Here is a 20,235-nt window from a genome sequence, read left to right as displayed (position 1 = left end):
GATGCCGCGGTCAGCGGGCAGGACCTCTTTTACTCTCCCGGCCGCCCAGGCTCGGGCGGAGGCTCCTCGCCTTGGCGACGATCTCCTTGTCCAGCAGTGGCGCCAGGTCCGCCTTGCGGGCGAGGCCGGACTTGGACCCGGCACGCCAGCGCATCCACATCACCGCAGCGGTGACGACCAGGGCAACGGTGAGCAAGCCGGGGACGACGCGGGCACCGACCATCAGCATGCTGGTGCTCAAAGTCGGCCACAGCACCTCCGGGTGCAGCAGCGCGTCCGTGACGCGGAAGGGGGCCCATGTCCCGCTCCCGACGAAGTTACTGGTGAGATTTCCGGTCAGCCAGGCCAGGGAGCCGAAGGCCATGGCGGCGCCGAGGATGCCGAACAGGAGGTAGAGGAGCGCGTCCGACCCGGTGGTGGTCGAGGGCGCGCTGGTGCGCGGGGAAGGCACGGCGGTTCCTTGGGTGTGCGAGCGGGCGGGGGCGGGGCGCGCTCGGCTCTCATGCAGCTCATGGGGGTACTCCTGGACGTCTGAGGCGGAACGCTTCAGCGGGGTCGGCCGGCAGAACGAGGCGCGGGCGGAGGTGCTGCGGTGGCCGGCGGACTGCCGGTCGACGGCGATGTTCCGGCGCGCGGTGAGGAGGCGCGGGCCGCCCGCTGCCGGTCTGAATCGACGTTCCGGGCAGCGGACGGCACAGGAGCAGCCTCGGCACCGAGGACATCGTCGAGCGACTCCCGGCTGCGCAAGACGTTGACCATCTGGTGGTGCCGGGGGTCCGTGCGCTCTGCGGGACAGGCAGCGAGACCGTCCTCGGCGACTTCCAACTGCTCACGGACGTCCTGGAGCATCCCGTACGCGGCTGCCAATCGTGTCCACGTCTCGAAAGTCGGATGGTGCTGCGGGTCGTCGAAGTCGAGACGGGCGCGAGTCCAGTCGGCGGCAGAGGCGACGAGTTCGGTCAGCTCGGGCAGAGCCCCGACCAGTGCGCCGTTGACCTCCTCGATGATGCCCGCCACCTCATCGGGCGAGGCGTCCTCGTGGAGGCGAGAGATCATTCCGCGGACCGAGTACGGATCGGCGGAAGCGCTGGGCAGGCGCCTGACCTGCAGCGGCTTGTCGGAGCCCGGTGCCGCGCTGCGGTGGGCGAGCCGGATGTTGTGCTGCATGGCCGCACCGACGGCCTCGCCGATGCTGGAGTAGTACTCGGGCACGTTTGCCTCTTCGGGTGAGTGGTCTTTGACAGGTGGGTCGAGCTGGGACGCGCGACGTACTGGTGGCCGACGGCGAAGAGAGCCGCCGGGGTCACCGTCGGGGCGTTGCGGCGCGCGGCGGGTGACCCGTCGTAGTGAGCGGCGCCGTCTGGGAACTGGACGACGAGGAGACTTTGGCCTGGGTCGCTGCGGGAGAAGTGGCCAGAGCGGCACCTCGGTGATCACGGACGGTTCGTGCTGCGGAGTAACTCGTCGAAGCGGTGCCGACGCGGCGTAGTTCGGCCTCGGAGTCGACGAGTTCAGACTGGGCCGAGCTGACGAACTCCGAGGCGAAGCCGAACCGGTCGGCGAGCGCATACGCGTCGTCGTCCAGGTCGTTGACCTGTTCTCCCGCTGCTTCCAGAGCCTCCCGGACACGCTCCAGAGCACCGTGCTCGGGGTGAAGGAGGTGGTCGACTGCGTGCTGAAGGCTGGCTCCGTCTTCGGCTGCACGGATCTGGTCCGTGATGCTGAGAAGTCCGGCTCCGGCGGCGTAGGGCCCGAGGGCATGCACCGGAGGGCTTTTCCGGGCCGTGTCGAGAGAGGGCGGAAGGGTGACGTCATAGCGAGCGGCTCGAAGCATCTCGGCCGCATGGGTGGCGATGGCGACCTGGTCGGCGAGCGGAGTGGTGGTGGGCAGGCGATGGCGTCGGCCGTGCCAGTCGTCGATCTGCCTGAAACCGGCGTGACGGAGGAGCTGCGCGGAGAGGTCATCAGTAGCGCCCTTGGCAACGACGCTGCCGCTGAACTCGGACGTGATGGTGATCGAGGTAGGCACGGAAGTCTCCGGGGCAGAGGGAGCGAAGGACCCGTTGGAGGTGGGCCAGTGGGCAGAGCGTCCGGCAAATCCGGGGTTTGGTCCGGCCGAGAATCGCTGGTAGAGGCCGCACGGTGGCGGTCAGCCGGGTGCCCCGCCGCAGCAGGGCACCCGGTCAGTCAGAAGAAGGGATTCTCCGTCGGCCGGTCGGCCCCGGTGGCGGCTCGGAGCAGTTCGGTGAGGTCTTCGGGCTCGGACGACCTCTGGTCTATCCACCACCCGCCACGGGTCACCGTACGAGCGTTCTCCTCGATCTCCGCCCACTCCGCTTCGCTGGTCGTGCCTTCGGTGACCAGTGCGGTGTAGGCGTTGGTCAGGATCTGGTGACGACAGCGCACGCCCCAGGGAACGGCCCGCTCCGTCCCCTCCAGGGGAGGCATCCGGTACTGCTCGGACCAGGCTTCGGACGCCGTCTGCTCCTCGGCGCGCTTCGCCTTGAACCAGGCGGCCTTGTCTTGCTCGTCGCCCTCGTTCGAGGCGCGCCAGCAGTCCGTGCACTCCTGCCTGGCGAGCCACTCGGCGAAGCCGGCGCGGCGGTCGGCCGGTCGGTCGGACAAGTCGCGGTCAGCCTGGTGACCGCAGGTGTGGTCGATAGGCCAGATCGTCTTCACGGCCATGGAAGCGCCTCCTTGAGGAGTTGGATCAGCGGTCGCGGGAGTACGCGATGCGGGGGTCAACCGGCCGGACCGCCGGTGTGGTGACGGCGGCGGGGACCGGCGCCCTGCCCGGGATACCGGCACGGGCCGGGCTGGCGGCGAGCGCGGCGGCGCTCAACGGAGACGCGCGAGCGGGACCATGGCCGCGCTCACGGCCGGCGGCCGGTGGGGCAGCAGGGCGGGGCCGAGCCGCCACCTCTTGAGCGAGGCGGGGCTGCACTGCGACCTGGAGCCCCGAACGGTGCAGGGCCACCGTGGCGTCGGCGACTTTCCCCAGCGCCTCGACGCGATCGGTGGTCGCGGGGAGCGTGTAGATGTCCAGGCTCGAGTTGTGCTGCCAGCCGTCCTCCACCAGCGCTAGCCCGCTGAGGCCGGAGACACGGTCGTCGAGGGCTGCGACGATGCCGAGCTGCGGGTGATCGGCGAAGGCGACGTCCGGTTCACCGAGCGGACCGCGGTCGCGTACCTGTGCCGTGTCGGGCGCCAGTGCCGGGTCAAGTGCGGCGTCCACATCGACCTGGTAGCCGGCCTTGCGCAGCAGCTCGATGGCCCGGCTCGTACGGCCGTGTCCGTCACGGTTCTGGTCGGCCAGCGCGTACAACGTCGGCTGGTCGGGGACGGGATGGAAGTCCAATCCCTTGAGCATCCAGGAGCTGGCCGCGAGGTTCTTCGGGTTCGCGGCGACGATGCCGTGGACGGGGTGGTGGCCGAAGGCCAGGTCGGGCAGCACGTCGTAGTGGCTGGGCATGGCAGATCCATCCGAGGCGGGTGCGGTTACAGTGCGGGCGACGGGCGGATTAGTTCTGAGGGTGCGGTGCACGGAGGACTCCTGGATCGCGGTCGGTCAGAGCCGGGGAGCGGATGAGGAACTGGCCGACGGCGGCGCGGCCCGCGCGGACGACTCCGGCGGCGGACCGGTCGGGAGCACGCGCTGGCCGACCGACGGCGAAGAGGCGAGAGCGACACTCGCCCGGGATGGAGCGGAGTCGGGCGGGAACACGGGGGCGGCGCGCGTCTTGCCGGAACGTTCCTGCTCTTGGCGTGGCGGTACGCCAAGCTGGTCCAGGCGGGCCTCGACAGCGGAGAGGAGATACGGCACGCTGCCGCCGTGGCGCGCATGCGGACCGCCCGGCTCGGAGTCGTAGATCACCTCGTAGACGGCAGGCTCGACGGACCGGTGGCGGGTGACCATCCAGCTTTCCGGGGACTCGGGGTGCTCGGAGGGCGGCTCCTGCGGGGGCGAGATGATCAGCGAACTGCCGTCGGGAAGCTCGGCGTGGACGATGTAGTCGCTGAGGCCGTACTCGACGGTGCACTCCAGGCCGCGCTGCCCGAGCACGGAACAGAGGGCGGCCTGAAGGCGACGCGGATCGGACGCGGCGGCCGGGGGCGGCGTTTCGTGATGCATGGACGTCTCCGTTGCGAACGACCCGCCGTACGGCGGGAGCCGCCAGGGCGTGGATCTTGAAGGAGTGCGGTGGTCCATGAGGATCCGGTGATCGGGCAGTTTGGCGTTGCCGTGACTGCGTGCTAGGGATCACCGCGAGCGACCGGGAGCCGGCGGATGCGGTGCCGGCGGGACCTGGGGCGAAGCAGGTGACACGGCAGGGGTGTGGTGCGTCGAGCGGGTCAGGGCGACGCGAGCGCGCTCGGTCTGCGCCGGCCGTTCGGTGTCCGCCCGGTGAGCGAGGTATTCGCTGACGCGCACCAACGCCGGGCCCTTGGCACCCAGTTCGTGTGAGTAGTGCCAGCCTTCGGTGTTGCGGTGCTCCTCGGCACGCTCCTGGTAGAGGTGGAGCACGCTCGGCTGCGAACCGTCCATAAGCGCCATGACGCCGTCCCATTCGTGCCGCAGCTCCTCCGCCCGGAACAGGATGATGTCGATCCCGCGTATCCGACGGAGGTCGTCACTGATCGGCCCCTCGACGTAGTCGGGGCCGTCGGCGGCGGCGCGGACCCCGGCCAGCACCTCGGGTCCGTGGTCGAGGAACACCTCGGCGTGCTTCCACGCTTCGGCGTCCCGCTTGACCTTCCCGTCCCCGTAGACCTTGTCGTCCAGCGGCCAGCCGTCCGCGTCGCAGAGCGAGTCCGAAACCGCGTCCCAGGCGTCGCACGCCTCGTTGATCCCGGCGGCGGCCGAGGCCAGTGCCGGGAGGTGCCGTCGCCACGCCAAAGGGTCGGTGGCCTGCGACGGCTGGTTGTCACCGGAGGAAGGAGTGGAAGAAGCAGACATGATCGATTCCCGTTGCTGTGCCGGTCGTTGGGCTATGCGGCCATGCGGGCGTCTGTGTCGAACAGCTCGCGCTCAGCCGGGTGGAGGATGTGCTGGGTGATGAACGAGCGGCCGGCGACCTTCCACAGACCTCGGCCCTTGGTCAGGGCGGACACCGCCTGGGTCTCGACCCCGGTCAGGCCGAGCAGAGATGCCGCGGCGGTGAGCTGGTCGGGCTCTTGGCGGTAGATGATGCGCGTGCTGCAGTCCGCGAGGAGCCCCTCGGCCAGGACTCGGCCGCGCGAGCCAGCGTCGCCCGCCGAGAGCAAGTCGCTGAGCCGGTGGATCACCATCAGGTTCGCGATGCCCAGTCCTCGGGAGAGCTTCCACTGGCTCTGCATCCGCTCCAGCAGCCCGACGTGCCGCATCAGCCGCCACGCCTCGTCGTAGATCACCCAGCGCCGACCGCCATCGGGATCACTGAGGGCTGACTCCATCCACGCGCTCGCGCACGTCATCGCGAGCACCAATGCCGTGTCGTCACCGGAGCCGCCGAGACGGGAGAGGTCGATGGACAGCATCGGTGTGGTCGGGTCGAACGAAAAGGTGCTCGGCGCGTCGAACATGCCGCTCAAGTCGCCGTGCACGAGACGTCGCAGGGCGTGGGCGAGGTCCTGGGCGGCTGAACCGAGGTGCCCCGCCTGGTGGCCGAGGGCCTGGTCGAGGCGTTCGGGGGAGCCGAGTACGTGCGCGATCTCGCCGAGCAGCGGCACCGTGCCCCGGGCGTCGGCGTCAGCGACGACCAGATCCAAGGCCAGGTCGAGGGCGGTGTGCTCCATCGGCAGCAGGTCGCGCTTGAGCACGGTGCGGGCGAGGCTGGCCAGCAGCAGCAGACGGCGCTTGCGAACCTCCGTAAACCAGTCCTCCTCGCTCACGGAGGCGGGCCGGGCCGGGGCGTCCAGCGGATTCAACCGGCCGGGGAGCCCCGGGCCCAGGGCGATGCTGTAGCCGCCGAGGGCCTGCGAGACACCGGTCCACTCCCCCTTGGGATCGCAGGGGATGTAGATCCGGTAGCCGTGGGCGATCGACCGGGTGGCGATCGACTTCGCCAGCGCCGACTTCCCCATGCCGATGATCCCGGCCAGGACCGCGTTGGGGTTCGTGAAGCCCTCCACCCTGCCGCTGTTGTAGAGCGAGAACGGGTCGAAGCAGAAAGCCGCCTCCGCGTGCACATCGCGGCCGATGAACACCCCTTCGGCGCCCAGGCCGCCCTCGGCCACGAACGGGTACGCGCCGCTGGCTATGGCGGTGGTCATCCGGTGGGCGGGCAGGGCGAGCTTGCCGCCGCGGGCGGAGGCCGGGCCGGGGCGACCGGCGAGCGGGTAGGTGGGCCGCAGATCCGGGTCGATGGTTTGCTCGGCGCGGTGCTTGGGCGGGTTTCCGGCGAGGCGTGCCTGGCGGCGGGCTTCGGCGAACCCGGATCGGGCGGCCCGCTGCTCGGCGCGTGTCGTCTTACCGGGCACGAACAGAGGGGAGGCACTGGCGCGGGTACGGGGCATGACGTTTCTCCAGGTGAGGGGTGGGTCAGCGGCGGACGAGGCCGGTGAACGGGGTGTGCAGGTCGGCCGGGGTGGTGCGCCGCCGCACGAGGCGCGCGGTGCGCTGGTGGCGCTGGCAGATGGTCAGTTCCGGTGCTCCCTCTGGAAGGCCGGCCTGGCACGCCTCCGGTTCGGGGATCTCGCCGGACTCGGGCCGGGGCGCCGCGTGGTAGGCGGCGTGGAGGTGCTCGGCGGCCTGCCAGATGCGGGTGCGGGCGGTACTGAGCTGGTCGCCCTCGACTGCGACGAGCTGCCCGGTGCGACCGGCGTGGGCGTCGAGCAGCCCGTACAGCGAGACGAGGTGGGCGTGCAGGGTGTCCAGCTCGGCCCGGGTGGTGACCAGCGGGCCGCCCGGGATGTTGAGTGCCCGGTGGAAGTCGAGCGCGGCGGTGGCGAAGGGCACGAAGTCCTGCGCGGTCGGGCTGGCGGTGCGGGACATGAGGGTGCTCTTTCGAAGGGAAGGGTCAGGCGGCGAGCGCGAGCGGCAGGGCGGCGGCGGTGAACGCCTCGGCCTGCTGCCAGGTCAGGGGCCGGAGATCGAGCTGGGCGCCGACGGCGGCGGTCTCCACGACGGCGCAGGCGGTGCGCAGCTCGTCCTCGGTGTCGGCCGAGACGGTCAGCAGACCGGTCAGGGCGACGTCGGCGTGCCCGGCGATGAGCTGGCGTTCGCGGGACTTGATGTCCTGGTATTCGATCGAGTCGGCCTCGGAGTCGACCTGGCCGCGCCGGGCCCGTTCGGCGGCATCGGCGATCACGCTGGACTTCTTGCGCTGCACGTCGCGCAGGGCGGCGTCGAGGTTCTTCGGCTCGTAGGAGAGCGACAGCGTGCGCCGGACGCCGCCGGTGAACAGGAGCTGGTGCAGGAAGCCGGCGTTGGTCTCGGTGCGCGGCCAGTTCTCCACCCAGTAGGTGGCGTGCACGGCGGAGTCGGTGGCGATGTGGTCCGCCTTTTCGACGACCACGACGGGGCCGGCGGCGGCGGGCTCGGCCTCGGGGCGACCGGCCGTGGACCAGCGGTCGAGTGTCGCCAGCGCCTTCGGGTCGTAGGAGGTGCGCACCACGGCGGCGATCTCGCGGGCGGTGAGCCAGCCCGTCGGGGTGAGACCGGCGGTCCGCGCCGCTTGGTCGAGCGTGGAGGTGAGCTGGGCGAGGACACTGAAGGCACCGGTGAGACCGCCGCCGGCCCGGTTGATCAGCCGGCGGGCCGCCTTGGTGTCCAGGGACACCGCGACGTACGCCTCGTGCGGGGCGGCTGCGGGGCCGGCGCTCTGGATCAGCTCGTTGTAGATCGCGCCGGCCATCGGGGTGTCGGGGCGGCCGTGCTCTTCCCAGTAGCGGCGCAGCGCGTCACCGGAGTCGGGGATGGTGCGCTCGATCACCTGGATGCGGGCGATCTGCCCGGTACGGGCGAGGGCCGCCAGAGCGCGGCCCCAGCCGCCGACGTTGGCCTGCTGCGTGCCGGGGTCGAGCAGGGCGTAGGCGCGGGAGGAGACCTTGACCACCGCGGTCAGCGTCCCGGTGTGCGGGTTGTGGACGGCGCCGTATTTGCCGTCGGGAGCAGTGGTCACGCGCAGGCTGACAGCTGTGCCGGGAAGGTGGAGCAGGCCCTCGCGGGTCGGCCGGCGGGAGGGCCGGGTGAGCCAGACGAGCTGGCCTCGCATCCGGCGCAGCGCGTATCGGACGACGATCGGGGCCCAGTCCGCCAGAGCACGGCCTCGGTGGCGGACGAAGACGAGCAGGGCGATCACGGCCCACAGCGGGATGAGCTGGAGGGCGCCGACCACACCGCGGGCGAGGATCACGGCGAGCAGGAGAAGGCCGGTGAGTCCGGCGACGGCCAACTGCGGGACGGTCAGGCCGAGCAGGACGCCGCGCCTGCTGCGGTGCGGGAACTTCACGGTGGGAGTGGAGGGCTGGTGCTTGCCGGACATGGTGGTTCCAGACGGTGGGAGCGGGCGGAGGACGCGGCGCGCGGCGCTCTTCTGGACGTCATGGCGGAACCTTCCTGCTGGTGGGGGGCGGGGGCGGGCCGTGGAGTGCGGCCCGCCCCCGGGGATGTGGGTCAGGAACCCGACGGCGGCTGGGTGGGATACACCCAGTTCGTCGGCGTCGCGGAGCCGGTGGCCGACGGTCCGGACGCGGACGCCGGAGTGCCCGAGGCCGAAGGTCCGGGGTCGGCTGGCGGCATGGAGGTCATGTCGCCGCCCGGAGCCGATGCGCCTGTGAGGTGACCGGAGCCGCCCACAACGCCTTGGGCAGTCGATTCGGACCTTTCCGGTTCGTCCTCGCCGGGCCGGGTGATCAGCGGCGGGATCCCGGGGCGCTGGATCAGAGCCCGGCCCTTGTCGCCGCTCGCGTCCGGGTCTTCGCCGTACCGGAAGCGGGTCTGCTGCTTGGGCGGCCCGGCGTCGATGCCCTCCTTGCTGAGGTTGCCGCCGGAGGGGTTGATGCCGGAGGCGACGCCATCCGTGCCCGCGCCCGGGACCTGGTTCGGACCCTGCGGAGCGGGGGCGCCGGTACCGGCCCGCAGCGCGAGGCTGCCTGCGGTCTTTGCGGCTCCTGCGGCGACCGCCATGCCGGCGACACCGGTGCGGTGCATGTCGTCGTGGCCGCCGCCGTCGCTGGCCCAGTGGACGAACTTGTACGTCGCGTAGGGGCAGAGCAACACCAGGACCATCACGACGATGCCGGCCATCGCGTCGGACAGGGCCGCCATTCCGTCGCTGGCGTCGGTCTTGCCCATGGCGGAGACGCCGATCAGGAAGACCACGGTCATCAACAGCTTGGAGACGACCAGGGTGCCGGTGGCCTCGATCCAGCCGCGCCGCCACCGTTTGGCGACTTCCCAGCCGCCGCCCGCCCCGGCGAACACCGCGAGCGCGACCATGATCAGGACGCCGACCTTGCGGGCCACCATCACGCCCCAGTAGAGGAAGGCACCGATCGCGCACCCGAAGGCCACCAGCGCGGGCACACCCCAGCCGAGGCCGTACATGGCCCCCATCTGATCAACCTTGATCACACGACGGATCGCGTCGTCGATCGAGGTGTTGGCGGCTTTGAAGAGGCCGTCGGACAGCGCGTCCACCACGGTGATGGCGACGGTCGTGAAAGCGATGGCGGAGAAGCTGAACAGGACTCCGGTCATGGTGCCGAACGCCGCCTTGGCGAGGGCACGTTCGTCTCGGCGCCAGGCTGCGGTCATGAGCTGGATGCAGAAGATGCCGACGGTCAGGGAGAGGCCGATGGGCAGCAGCAGCTCGTAGTTGTCGCGGAACCACCCGGCGTTGAGGTCGATGGCCGTCGTCTTGTTGACGGCCTTGGCGGCCAGGTCGGCCGCGCTGGACGCCAGCTCGCCCGCCGACTTCGCGATCCACGCGCCGAGACCGTCGGTGACGGTGCCGGCGGGGTTGGTGGCGAAGTCGACAGCGCCGCACACCTTGTCCATCAGCGGGAAGTCGCAGACTCCCATGGGTCGTACCTCCGTTCTGGGGCGAGGGTCAGGGCGCGACGGACAGCATGACGCCGACCAGGGCGCAGGGGTGGTTGGGCCGGCACTGGACTGCGAGGGTGGTGGAGCGGCTCTCCGCGCCGCCGGCGGCCGAGCCCTTCCAGCGAATCGACTGCTTGCCGGAGACCGTGACTGCGTAGACGTACGCCTGGGTGATCGCCCCGGGGTCGTCCTGGAGGGCCTGGGTGAAGGCGTGCGGGAAGTGCCCCTCGTTGACCTTGGCGGTGGCGACCTGCTTGTTGGCCGCCATCTCCCTCCACAGCGTGGCCGAGGGGACCCCCTCGTCGACGGAGGCCGGGTCGGCGTACTTCGACTCCGTGGTCAGCCAGCCGCGCAGCGCCTTGCGCAGCTCGGGCTGCGAGTAGGCGCGGGTGTCGTACGACCACAGCGCTGCTGCGGCGGCCTTCCCGTACGTGATCGGGTCGTGGGTTTTCGGCGGAACGGGCAGAGCGCGGGGCCGGGTGTGCGGCCCGGACGGTGCCGCGGGCGACGAGGACGCCGTGGGCGAACTCGGCGGTGGGGAAGCAGTATCGGAGGGGCTTCGGCCCTCGCGGGTGAGGTATGCGGCCAGGCCGGCGAGGGCGACGAGCACTGCCAGGACGGCAGTGCCGAGCAGCGCCCGGCGGCGCACGCGAGATGCGCCGCCGGGGTGGGTGGATTGCTGAGCCATCAGTGGACCTGCGTCCCGAGCGTCGAGAAGAACGCCACCACACCGTTGGCCGCACCGAGAAGAAGGGCCGCGCCCGCGCTCACCAGCACGCCCTTCTTCCCGTTCGCCTCGGCCTGGTGACCACCCGAGTGGTGACCCCAGGCCCACACGCCCGCACTGACGGCGAGGGCTCCGACCACGGCGATGAGCCCGAAGAGGTTGATCGAGCCCATTACCTGCTTGAGGACGTTGAGGCCCGGGAGCCCGCCCTCGTTCGGCTTGATTCCGGGGTCGTAGGCGAGCTGTATGACCTGGTCAGCGAGATACATGGGAACTCCAGTTCGCATGAGCGCACGCCAAGGCCCGGTGGGGCGAACCAGCGGTGCGAGGGAGGGGGGAGGAGCGCCGGTCAGACGACTCGGCGGGCCGCGAGAATCCGCGATTTCCAGGACGCGACGGTGGTGATCCGTACGACGTCACCGGTGTGCGGGGCGTGGACGATCAGGCCCTGCCCGATCGCCATCCCGACGTGTTCCGGTACGGCGGCCGTCCCCTCGGTGAAGAGGAGGTCGCCCGGCTTGAGGGCATCGACCGAGACGGCCTTGCCGTCCTTGACCTGCGTGTACGTGGTCCGCGTCAGGGTGACCCCGGCGGCCTTGTACGCGCCCTGCATCAGGGAGGAGCAGTCGCAGCGGCCCATCGGGTTTTTGCCGTGGGAGTCGGTGCACGTGCCGCCCCACTGATACGGGGTGCCGAGCTGGCCCAGCGCCCACCGGATCGCCGTCTGCACCTCTCGCGGCGCGGAGGCGGGAATCTTGTACTCGTCCGGCAGCGCGCCCGCCGGGATGGTGCCGAAGTCCGTCCCGTCGCCGTCCGCCGAACAACCCCCCGCGGAATCGGGAGAGGGGCTGCCGGTGTCGGCAGAGCCTGACGGCGACGGGCTCGGCGATGCACCGCCGGTCTTCTGCAGCAGGGGCTCGATGGACTTCTGCAGGGCGGTGGCCAGCGGCTCCCATTTGGCGTACGCCTCGGGGAAGCCCGACTTCTGCACCGCCTGCGCGGCCTGGGTGACAGAGAGGGACTGCCAGCCGGAGACCTTCTTGAGCCCCTCGTAGAACTTCGTCGAGGCGTGCACCGGGTCAAGGATCTGGCTGGCCGTGCCCCAGCCCATCGACGGCCGCTGTTGGAAGAGACCCAGCGAATCGCGGTCGCCGTAGGTCAGGTTCCGCAGGCCGCTCTCCTGCAGAGCGGTCGCCAGGGCGACGACCTGCCCTCGGGCGGGGATGTTCATCGCGACGCCCGTGGCCTGGATCGTCTTGGCGTTGGGCACTTGGTCGGCAGGCGCGTCCAGACCCGGCACGGAGACCGAGCCCTTGTCGCCGCCGTTCAGGGTGGCCTTCACCTGCTTGGCGACGGCGGAGGCGTTCACACCCTGTGCACCGTCGGTCGAGCACGAGGCCGAGGCGGTCCCGGCACCGATGCCGAGGATCGGCAGTGCCAGCAGGAGTGGTCCGGTGGCGCACAGACCGACGAGGGCTCCCGTCGTCTTCTTCACGGCCGCCGCCGTTCAGCGCGACGGTAGTGCGGACAGGTCGAGGGAGGTGGGTCGGGGCGCGGGTGTGTCGTGGCATGCTGCATCGCAGCGGCTCCTCGGTGTTCGAAGGAGACGCGGTGCCGACTTCTCGTGCAAAGCCGTCGGCACCGCGCCGATGTGCATCCGCCTCTCGGCGGGCCCAGGTCAGGGGAGTTGGTAGCTCCAGGACGCCGGTTTCAGGTCACGCGCGGCAGTCAGCCGCGCTCGTAATCTCAGGCAGTGCACAGGGGTCTCCTCACGGCGCTCGCGGGCAGATGGGCAACATGCCTCCGACGCTGCTCGATTGGACGAGACAGCACGGATAAGCACAGCTCAACGGGGGCGGAGCAGCGCTCCTTCCCGGTGGCACGGCGAGACAGTAAACCGGGATTCCGGCCGCGCCAAACGACTGCCATCCAGGGGCCCGAAGCAGGAAACCATCTCGTTAGGCGCGGCCGGAACTCGCCGTTAACCTCCGCTGCAACCTCGCACCGGATGCACGCCGTTGAGCGCTGCCCGGAGCAGGTCAAGACTCCGCCGCGCCCGAAAAGAGGCCCTCCCCATGAGCTACACGCTGCACCGAGGCGACGCCCTGACCGTCCTGAAGTCCCTCCCCGACGAGAGCGTCCAAGCGGTGATCACCGACCCGCCGTACAACTCTGGGGGCCGCACCAGCTCGGACCGAACCGGCCGTACCGCCCGTGCCAAGTACGTCACGAGCAACTCGGCGCACGACCTCGCCAACTTCCCGGGAGAGAACCGCGACCAGCGCTCCTACCGCTCCTGGCTCACCGAACTCCTCACCGAGGCGTACCGGGCCTCGACCGAGCACGCGGTCGCGATGGTCTTCACCGACTGGCGCCAGGAGCCGACCACCTCCGACGCCCTGCAGATGGCGGGATGGACCTGGAGCGGCACGATTCCGTGGATCAAGCCGTCCAGCCGGCCCCGCAAGGGCGGGCCGAAGCAGGACTCGGAGTTCATCATCTGGGGCGTCAAGGGCTCCCTCGACAACACCCGCGATCTCTACCTGCCGGGGCACTACATCGCCTCCCAGCCCCGCAAGGGCCGGGTTCACATCACCCAGAAGCCGGTCGAGGTCATGCAGCAGCTCGTCCAGGTCTGCTCCGAGGGTGGCACCGTCCTTGACCCGTTCACCGGCAGCGGCTCCACCGGGGTCGCGGCCCTGCGCGAGGGACGCCGCTTCGTGGGCGTCGAGCTGTCCGCGCACTACGCGGACGTCGCCGAGGAGCGGCTGCGGGCCGAACTGACGAAGGACGACTTCGAGCTGGCCGGACCGGAGGCATGAGCGTGAGAGCGAAGAGAGGCCAGGGCCGGCGGCCCACAGACGCCAGAGGGGCGGCTGGAGCATCGACTAACCGATGCACCAGCCGCCCCTCCTGTTACGTCAGGCCGCCTCGAACGCCTGCCGGATCAGCGGCGCCGCCTTCTCCAAGTCGGCTGCCGAGATGACGCGGACCTCCAGGTCGCCGGTCCCGAGGTGTCCGATACCGCGCATGTCCCGGGTGAAGCCCTCCTCCAACTCGACCGTGTCGGGGTCGAGTCTGAGGTACACCAGGATCGCCTCGTGCTTCGGACGGAAGATTACCGACGCCACGTTCACCAACCGCCGGTAGGCGATGTAGTGCCGCAGGGACGCCACCTCCACCTCGCCCCATGCCGTGAGCGCCTCGTCCAGTTCCGCATACAGGTCCCGCAGGCACTCCGGCACCGCTCCTCCACCCGCAGGCGGAGAGACCGCCGAAGCCGTCGGCACGCTGTCCGCCACGGGTGCCCGCTCTCGGCCCCGGCGAGACGAGGCAGCGCTCGGGAAGCCGGTCGCGGAGTCCACGAGCAGCAGCCCCAGCAGGCCACCGTCGAAGATCCGGTAGCGCACCAGGTCGATCCGCTCGGGCAACCTCTGCACCGCCACCCGGTCGTGGTGCGAGAAGCCCGCCGCGATGCAGATCATCCGCGGACGACGCCAGTCGACGGACTCGGCGGCGTCCGCCCCCAGCACCTTCCGCACGAGCGCCTCGAACTCGTGGTGCGCCGACTCCAGCCAGGACAGGTAGGAGACTGCCTGGGACATCACCCCGCTGTCCGAGCCCTTCTTGAACTCGATCACCACCGGGCTGCCGTTCTCATCGAGCCCCAGGGTGTCGATCCGCCCCCGGTGCCAGGGGCCAGTCGGATACTCCGATGCCAGGAAACGGACGCCCAGCATCTGCTCCAGGCCGGCCTCGACCCGCCGCTGCAGCTCCACCTCCAGCGCCACCGTCGAACCGGCCAGCTCGACGTCGGGTCCGTCCGCGTCCTGCCGGAACATCATCAGCTTGGCCACCAGCGCCCCCTCCCGCGATCTCTGCAAGGAAGCCAATCGAACGAACGCTCTGGATATTCCACCTACAGCTCGCCGGACTATCTGGGCATCGGGTGGGGCAGGTGCACACTGAGGAGTAGCGGAAGGCGCCTGGCTAACGGCGGTGAAGTCGTCCGCGTCAATCCGCGTGGCCGGTTGCCCTCGAAATCGAACATCCGATCTAATAGTTGCTATGCGCCCGTACGACTTCCCATCTGACCTCCTCCATGACCAGACCGCCTGGTACAGCACCTACCGGCAGCTCGCGGACGGTTCCCCGGCCGCGAGCCCGACCGAAGGCCGCCGCCGTCTGCTGAACCTTTCGGCCCAGATCGCCGACCACCCGTTCTGGAGAGGGCCGGCCGGAACCCCGGCTGCCCGAATGGAGCTGAAGGAGCTGGCCCAGAGCAGCATCCGCAGCGCGACCCCGGCCGTCCGGCGGGCGGGGTGATCGACGGCCAGCGCGAGCGATGGCCAGTCAGGGAAACCGACTGCAGGGAGGAGTGCACGCGTAGTGCGCCGATCGTCGTCCCTCGCCCCTCGGCGGCAGGCGGCCGCCGAGTTACGGTTCACCGCCGAGGCCGTGACGAGATTCTGGGCACCGCCTACTCCGACCACGACCTGGTCGTCTTCCTCGAAACGCTCGGCGTTCCCGACCCCGACGGAGTCCTGGAATGTCCGAAGTGGCTGGAGTGGCGCGACGGCCCAGACCGCTTGTGGCCCACCCGACTCGATGTGCGCTGATCCGGTTCCGTATGAGGTCACCGTCCGCGTGCCGCACCACCCTCACTGAGTGGGGCGCGTCATCGGGCGAGGTGGTCGCCGAAAGCGCGTGCAGCAGTTGTGAGACCCTGACAAGCGCCTCGGACGGAAGGGTCACGTCAGTTCGGGTCGTCCCACGCGCGCAACTGAATGGTCACGGGAAACCGCCCGGAGGGGCGCTCTGGTGGACAGCCGGTGGACGGACGCCTTTGGGCGAGCCGGTAGGAGGCTGCTCGGGGGGAGACTGGCTTACATGGTCTGATCTGGGGTTTTTGTTTCGGATGACTTGGAATCTCGGCAAATCGGGCACCGTCCGGCTGCGCATCGTAAAGCGTAGGCCGGAGGTTTGGTTTCTGTGACGATATCGACGATCCGACGCTCTAACCTGGCCGTTTGCCTGCTTCGTGGGGGGATGGATCGCGCTGACGCAAAGGGTCCCGGTGGACGGCCGTGCGTGACACTCCATCAGGGTAATCTCGCTAGCCCCGTGGCGAGGGTGAAATCCACCAGTCGCTGATAGGACGGCCGGTGTCGTCGGGCTGTCCGGTCCTGACAGATCTCAAGTCTGGCTCGGGTCCTGGCGAAGACACTCCGTAGCTGATCTGAGGGCGCAGAAGGAGCGGCTGTGTCGGTGCATGCGGGAGCGTCGGCCCATTTCAAAGCGAAATTAGGTCCTGTCCGGCGGATCACTGGCGGAGCCAGAGTCGGATCGCTGCGGCGGTGACGGTGCCGTGGAAGACGTAGGCCCGTTTGTCGTAACGGGTCGCTACTGCGCGGGAGTTCTTGAGCCGGTTAATGGTCCGCTCGACCTCGTTGCGGCGCCGGTAGTGGTCACGTTCGAAGCCCGTTGGTCTGCCGCCTTCTCTGCCTTTACGGCGGCGGTTGGCCCGCTGGTCCTTCGGCTCGGGGATCGTGTGCCGGATGTGGCGTCTTCGCAGGTAGCGGCGGTTTCGGCGGGAGCTGTACGCCTTGTCGCCGCTGACGTGGTCCGGCCGGGTCCGGGGCCGTCCGCCCAGCGGCCGGGGAACCCGGATCAGGTCCAGGACCTCGACCATCTGCGGGGCGTCGCCCCACTGGCCCGGCGTGAGCAGGAGGGCCATGGGACGGCAGCCGCCTTCGCCGGCGAGGTGGATCTTGCTGGTCAGGCCGCCCCTGGACCGTCCGAGTCCCTCGTCGGGGCGGTGGTGCCGGGGCGTCGTCCTTTTTTCGGGATCCGCGGACGGGCTTTGCGTGCGCCGGCCGCGTGCTGATGGGCCCGGTAGGACGTCGAGTCGACGCCGACCATCGACCAGTCGATCCGCCCTGCCAGGTCGGCGTCGGCCTGGACGGCTTGCAGGATCCGGTCCCAGGTACCGTCCGCCGACCAGCGGCGATGCCGTTCATAGACGGTCTTCCACGAGCCATAGCGTTCCGGCAGGTCACGCCACGGGACACCGGTCCGGACCCGGAACAGGATCCCGTTCACCACGATGCGGTGGTCGCTCCACCGGCCACCCAGAGGTGGCAGATGCGGCTCCAGTAACGACCACTCGCGGTTCGTCAGATCCCCCCGACCCATGCCCGAACCAACGAGCGACCGGGCAGAAGGTCACATGATCCGCCGGACAGGCCCTAACACTATGGTTTGGTGCTCTCGTCGTCCCTGGGTCCCCGGGTGCGCGGCCCGTCATCGAACCGGGCGACGAGCGGTAAACGGCATCAGTACGGCACAAGGTGCGCGTAGCATTAATGGTCATGGATCTCGTGGCACGCGTACGCCGGGCTTTGGGCGAACAGGCTATCCACCCAACGGAGTTCGAACGCTGCGCCTGTGCGCTCCTGCAATCGCAGTACCCGGGTCTGTCCGCGGTTGAGGGCGGGCATGACTTCGGCCGCGATGCCGATATCTATTTTCCGTGGGGCTCCGAGAACGTGGACGCTCGTGGGCGTCTGCTGGTCACCACCGGTGATCCGGTGGCGAACCTGCGCACGGGCCTTCGCAGAATGCATGAAGAGGATGTGCAGGCCGATCTGATCGTGATGGCCTGTTCACAACCGGTTGACGCAACGAAGCGCGCGACCATGGATCGACTGTGTGCCGAACGCGACCTCCCAGCACCACACATCTACGCCCAGGACTGGTTTGTCACCCGCCTCGTCACCGAGCCGGTGTGGCGGTTCAGCCTCCTCGGCATCAGGGGAGAGCTGGGCGCTCTGCTTGATCGGCCGTTGGACCTGTCGGAGGACCTGGCTGACCGAACCGACCTCCTCGGACGGGAAGCCACTCTCGCCACGCTTGCCGACACGGTCGCCCATGGCCAGGATGTCGTGCTAGTGGGCGTGCCTGGTGTAGGTAAGACGCGGCTCACCACCGAATTGGACGGCCAGGTCGCTTACCTTGAACAGGCGCAAGCGGACCGCATTCTGGATGAGCTGCTGGAAACCCGGCCCGCTGCCGTTGTCGTGGACGACGCCCACATTCGCCTCGATGAGATGCGTATGCTGCGGCGGGCGCGTCACGGGGCGGAGCATGCCTTCGCCATCGTCGCGACCACCTGGCCTGACAAGGCAGACGAGGTAACAGCGGCCCTTCCCAGAGCTCTCCGCGTCGACGTTGACCTGTTGGAGCGATCCGACATGAACACGCTGGTCACCTCACTGGGCGTCACCGGTCACCGGGCCCGGATGGTGGTCCTCGACCAGGCAGCCGGACGGCCGGGCTGGGCCCTCACCTTGTGTGAGATGTTCGCCAAGGGCGAGGGCAGACTGGTGGCCAGCGGCGCAGCGCACCTGGCGAACGTAGAACGACACCTCCGCCGTATCACCGAGTCCGAGACGGCCGTCGATGCTCTGGCCTGTGTAGCGGCACTGGGAGGGGCGTCCAGCGAGACGCTGTACGCGCTCGCGCCTCTTGTCGGCGAGCCGCCGGCCAGCATGTCCGGCCTTATGGAGCGCCTCGCGCGCAATGGCCTCGTTGAAACTGTCAACGGTGTCTGGCACCTGCAACCTGCACTGCGCGCACCGCTGATTGCCCGGTGGTTCTTCACGCGGCCGGCAGGCAGGCCGTGGTCCACCCTCTGCGACGCCTTCCCGGACCGGGATCGTGACCTCGCCTCCGCCGTGATGTCCGCCGCCCGAGTCTCGGCCGCCTCCTCTGACGCTCGGATGACCGCCGATGCCTGGGTCCGAACGCTGCCCACGCCAACCGAGTGGGGCACCGGAACCTTCGCTGCAGTGTCCGAATACGCCCGGCTGGACCGGGGAGCCGCTCAGTTCGCTGTCGCCCAGGCCCGTACGGTCCTCGCCAGCCCGCGCGAGACCGAGCAGACGTACGGGATCACCGTCGATCCGCAGGGTGATGCCGCCGCCCGTCAACTTGCGCAGTCGGCCGCTCAGTATCTGCTGCCCGAGGCGGTTACGGGCCTGCTCGACCTCGCAGTGGAAGACAACCGTCCACGTCATTCCACCCCTCAGCACCCGCTGCGCGTGCTCAGCGATGTGGCCAATGCCATAGACCCGGACTTCGGAACGGCGTTCGAAATTCGAGGGCTGTTGCTGCGACCAGTGCTGGAGTGGCTGCGTACTCACCGCGCCCCGTCGGACTGGGCCGTGGCCACCGAAGTGCTGGCGAGTGTCTTCGCCGTTGAAACATCGGGGAACTGGACTGACCCGGGTGATCTGAACACGGTCACCCTTGCCCAGGGTGTCGAAAGTGCCGAAAACCTGGCGCGACTCATCTCCTTGTGGGACGAGGTTGTGCCCGTTCTCGCAGATACCGAAGGACAGGATGACCTGAGCAACGCCCCGGCTGCGGTGGTTCCACTGCTGGACCTGGCGGGCTCATGGGTGCGGCTCGGAGAAGGGTTCGTGCCGCACAATGGTGAACCGAGCGAGGCCCAGAAGGGCCAGGGAGCGGAGGGCGGAGCTAGCATCCTGGCCGCACTGCATCCCCTGCTCCAGGCCTTTCCTGGGCTGGCCCTCCGTGCCCGACGCATGCTCAACGCTGCAGACGCCCGCGGTGGCGACAGGGGCCGTAGGCTCCCGGAGCTCAACGTCGACCCTGAATTGGAGTCTTTCACCGGCTGGAGTCGTTGGGGCGACATGGATACCCGCGATGACTCCGCGCAAGGCCGGGCCCACGCAGTGGAAGCCCTAGCACAGAAGATCGCCGCGCTCGGACCGCTCGACGGAGTCGTGAGATTCGACGCACTGGTTGAGCAATCCAAGCTTGCTGGCGACCACGGGGGCGGCGTCTGGGTAGCCGACCGAATGGTGCCTCACCTCGCCGATCCCGCTTCTTGGCACGCAGCCGCAACCGCAGCTGGTAGCCCACTCATACTTCGCGCCGCACTGACCCGATGGCTCACCACCTCGCCCGGCACGTTGTCGGAAGATGTCCTCACCGTTGCACTGGATGATCCCCGTTTCAGGACAGGCGTCATCTCGACCGTCCTCGGACGAGGTGAAGATGACGAGGCTTCCGAGTTCGTGATCGAGGCAATGCGCACGGAGGACGCCTGGCTGCTCGACTCTCTGTTCATCCAGGACGAGCCGAACGAGGTGCTGCACCGTCTACTGCTCCATTCGATTCCCGCAATCGCCAGCAGCGCGGCGGTCACCTTTGCCATTGGCCAACCCCACGGACCCTCACTGCCGGAAACCTGGCGCTCTGCTTGGCGCGACGCTGTGCGACACCTCCGCCCCGAGGACCTGTCCCAGCACGACGACTGGCGTGCAAGCCAGTTGCTCGGTCATCTAGCCGACCGTGATTGAGCTGCCCTGGGTTTCGTAGCGGCCGATGTCTTTGGTTTCAGGCGGTGTTCGTGGTCGCCTGGGAGCGATGGTGCTGGGCCTCGAATTCTTCG

At 69.4% G+C, this 20,235-nt stretch carries 20 protein-coding genes; 4 read left to right on the top strand and 16 right to left on the bottom strand.

Features of this window, described 5'->3' with window-relative positions:
• Positions 1-10 precede the first annotated feature (10 nt).
• The 14 genes from ABZ441_RS31005 to ABZ441_RS30940 form a co-directional block, all read right to left on the bottom strand.
• The gene (locus ABZ441_RS31005) at positions 11-451 is read right to left on the bottom strand and encodes a hypothetical protein (RefSeq protein ID WP_358980252.1); all 441 of its coding nucleotides are present in this window, start codon (positions 449-451) and stop codon (positions 11-13) included.
• A gap of 95 nt (positions 452-546) precedes the next feature.
• Complete coding sequence (locus tag ABZ441_RS31000) at positions 547-1,212, bottom strand: hypothetical protein (protein ID WP_358980250.1); 666 nt, start codon at positions 1,210-1,212, stop codon at positions 547-549.
• A gap of 91 nt (positions 1,213-1,303) precedes the next feature.
• Positions 1,304-2,029: a hypothetical protein gene (locus tag ABZ441_RS30995; protein WP_358980248.1), complete on the bottom strand. Its 726-nt coding sequence runs from the start codon at positions 2,027-2,029 to the stop codon at positions 1,304-1,306.
• Positions 2,030-2,187: 158 nt separating this feature from the next.
• Complete coding sequence (locus ABZ441_RS30990; protein ID WP_358980246.1) at positions 2,188-2,685, bottom strand: hypothetical protein; 498 nt, start codon at positions 2,683-2,685, stop codon at positions 2,188-2,190.
• Positions 2,686-2,710: 25 nt separating this feature from the next.
• Positions 2,711-3,472, bottom strand: a complete 762-nt coding sequence (locus tag ABZ441_RS30985) for a hypothetical protein (RefSeq protein WP_358980244.1) — start codon at positions 3,470-3,472, stop codon at positions 2,711-2,713.
• 96 nt (positions 3,473-3,568) lie between these two features.
• On the bottom strand, positions 3,569-4,132 hold the full coding sequence (locus tag ABZ441_RS30980; protein WP_358980242.1) for a hypothetical protein: 564 nt from the start codon (positions 4,130-4,132) through the stop codon (positions 3,569-3,571).
• A 129-nt stretch (positions 4,133-4,261) separates the two neighbouring features.
• Complete coding sequence (locus ABZ441_RS30975) at positions 4,262-4,957, bottom strand: hypothetical protein (protein WP_358980240.1); 696 nt, start codon at positions 4,955-4,957, stop codon at positions 4,262-4,264.
• 32 nt (positions 4,958-4,989) lie between these two features.
• A complete protein-coding gene (locus ABZ441_RS30970; protein WP_358980238.1) occupies positions 4,990-6,495 on the bottom strand; it encodes an ATP-binding protein in 1,506 nt (501 codons plus the stop codon).
• A 25-nt stretch (positions 6,496-6,520) separates the two neighbouring features.
• Positions 6,521-6,973 carry a DUF6238 family protein gene (locus tag ABZ441_RS30965; protein ID WP_358980236.1) on the bottom strand — a complete coding sequence of 151 codons (453 nt, stop codon included), beginning with the start codon at positions 6,971-6,973 and terminating at the stop codon, positions 6,521-6,523.
• A 25-nt stretch (positions 6,974-6,998) separates the two neighbouring features.
• Positions 6,999-8,465 carry an SCO6880 family protein gene (locus tag ABZ441_RS30960; protein WP_358980234.1) on the bottom strand — a complete coding sequence of 489 codons (1,467 nt, stop codon included), beginning with the start codon at positions 8,463-8,465 and terminating at the stop codon, positions 6,999-7,001.
• A gap of 131 nt (positions 8,466-8,596) precedes the next feature.
• Entirely contained in the window at positions 8,597-10,006 is a 1,410-nt protein-coding gene (locus tag ABZ441_RS30955; protein WP_358980232.1) for an ATP-binding protein, read from the bottom strand.
• A gap of 28 nt (positions 10,007-10,034) precedes the next feature.
• Positions 10,035-10,715, bottom strand: coding sequence for a hypothetical protein (locus ABZ441_RS30950; RefSeq protein WP_358980231.1), 681 nt, complete (start codon positions 10,713-10,715; stop codon positions 10,035-10,037).
• Positions 10,715-11,023 carry a DUF6112 family protein gene (locus ABZ441_RS30945; protein ID WP_023421641.1) on the bottom strand — a complete coding sequence of 103 codons (309 nt, stop codon included), beginning with the start codon at positions 11,021-11,023 and terminating at the stop codon, positions 10,715-10,717. The genes ABZ441_RS30950 and ABZ441_RS30945 overlap by 1 nt, the downstream gene beginning before the upstream one ends.
• Positions 11,024-11,103: 80 nt before the next feature.
• Entirely contained in the window at positions 11,104-12,249 is a 1,146-nt protein-coding gene (locus ABZ441_RS30940) for a C40 family peptidase (protein ID WP_358980229.1), read from the bottom strand.
• Between the two features lie 580 nt (positions 12,250-12,829).
• Here ABZ441_RS30940 and ABZ441_RS30935 point away from each other — a divergent pair.
• On the top strand, positions 12,830-13,576 hold the full coding sequence (locus ABZ441_RS30935) for a site-specific DNA-methyltransferase (RefSeq protein WP_358980227.1): 747 nt from the start codon (positions 12,830-12,832) through the stop codon (positions 13,574-13,576).
• Positions 13,577-13,675: 99 nt separating this feature from the next.
• Here ABZ441_RS30935 and ABZ441_RS30930 read toward each other — a convergent pair whose 3' ends face one another.
• Positions 13,676-14,611, bottom strand: coding sequence for a DUF5655 domain-containing protein (locus ABZ441_RS30930; protein WP_358980299.1), 936 nt, complete (start codon positions 14,609-14,611; stop codon positions 13,676-13,678).
• A 211-nt stretch (positions 14,612-14,822) separates the two neighbouring features.
• Between ABZ441_RS30930 and ABZ441_RS30925 the strand changes: the two genes are divergently transcribed.
• Both ABZ441_RS30925 and ABZ441_RS30920 read left to right on the top strand, forming a co-directional pair.
• Complete coding sequence (locus ABZ441_RS30925) at positions 14,823-15,080, top strand: hypothetical protein (RefSeq protein ID WP_358980225.1); 258 nt, start codon at positions 14,823-14,825, stop codon at positions 15,078-15,080.
• Between the two features lie 71 nt (positions 15,081-15,151).
• Positions 15,152-15,373 (top strand): hypothetical protein, encoded by a 222-nt coding sequence (locus ABZ441_RS30920; protein WP_358980297.1) that lies wholly within the window; start codon positions 15,152-15,154, stop codon positions 15,371-15,373.
• 704 nt (positions 15,374-16,077) lie between these two features.
• On the opposite strand, the gene ABZ441_RS30915 is transcribed toward ABZ441_RS30920, so the two are convergent.
• Positions 16,078-16,949 (bottom strand): IS5 family transposase gene (locus tag ABZ441_RS30915; RefSeq protein ID WP_358980223.1). Its coding sequence is split into 2 segments (ribosomal slippage): positions 16,078-16,598 and positions 16,598-16,949, totalling 873 coding nucleotides; the frame shifts between segments, so codons are not numbered across the junction.
• A gap of 176 nt (positions 16,950-17,125) precedes the next feature.
• Between ABZ441_RS30915 and ABZ441_RS30910 the strand changes: the two genes are divergently transcribed.
• Positions 17,126-20,143, top strand: coding sequence for a hypothetical protein (locus ABZ441_RS30910; protein WP_358980221.1), 3,018 nt, complete (start codon positions 17,126-17,128; stop codon positions 20,141-20,143).
• Positions 20,144-20,235 lie beyond the last annotated feature (92 nt).

The organism is Streptomyces sp. NPDC005752 (genome assembly GCF_040630715.1).
Taxonomy (GTDB): Bacteria; Actinomycetota; Actinomycetes; order Streptomycetales; family Streptomycetaceae; genus Streptomyces.
This window is presented reverse-complemented; position numbering and strand designations above follow the sequence as displayed.

Coding starts and splice junctions, on each gene's coding strand:
- ABZ441_RS30985 (WP_358980244.1), bottom strand. CDS start 3,472: ATGCCCAGCCACTACGACGTGCTGCCCGACCTGGCCTTCGGCCACCAC.
- ABZ441_RS30925 (WP_358980225.1), top strand. CDS start 14,823: ATGCGCCCGTACGACTTCCCATCTGACCTCCTCCATGACCAGACCGCC.
- ABZ441_RS30945 (WP_023421641.1), bottom strand. CDS start 11,023: ATGTATCTCGCTGACCAGGTCATACAGCTCGCCTACGACCCCGGAATC.
- ABZ441_RS30965 (WP_358980236.1), bottom strand. CDS start 6,973: ATGTCCCGCACCGCCAGCCCGACCGCGCAGGACTTCGTGCCCTTCGCC.
- ABZ441_RS30955 (WP_358980232.1), bottom strand. CDS start 10,006: ATGGGAGTCTGCGACTTCCCGCTGATGGACAAGGTGTGCGGCGCTGTC.
- ABZ441_RS30935 (WP_358980227.1), top strand. CDS start 12,830: ATGAGCTACACGCTGCACCGAGGCGACGCCCTGACCGTCCTGAAGTCC.
- ABZ441_RS30970 (WP_358980238.1), bottom strand. CDS start 6,495: ATGCCCCGTACCCGCGCCAGTGCCTCCCCTCTGTTCGTGCCCGGTAAG.
- ABZ441_RS30980 (WP_358980242.1), bottom strand. CDS start 4,132: ATGCATCACGAAACGCCGCCCCCGGCCGCCGCGTCCGATCCGCGTCGC.
- ABZ441_RS30950 (WP_358980231.1), bottom strand. CDS start 10,715: ATGGCTCAGCAATCCACCCACCCCGGCGGCGCATCTCGCGTGCGCCGC.
- ABZ441_RS30910 (WP_358980221.1), top strand. CDS start 17,126: ATGGATCTCGTGGCACGCGTACGCCGGGCTTTGGGCGAACAGGCTATC.
- ABZ441_RS30960 (WP_358980234.1), bottom strand. CDS start 8,465: ATGTCCGGCAAGCACCAGCCCTCCACTCCCACCGTGAAGTTCCCGCAC.
- ABZ441_RS30990 (WP_358980246.1), bottom strand. CDS start 2,685: ATGGCCGTGAAGACGATCTGGCCTATCGACCACACCTGCGGTCACCAG.
- ABZ441_RS30975 (WP_358980240.1), bottom strand. CDS start 4,957: ATGTCTGCTTCTTCCACTCCTTCCTCCGGTGACAACCAGCCGTCGCAG.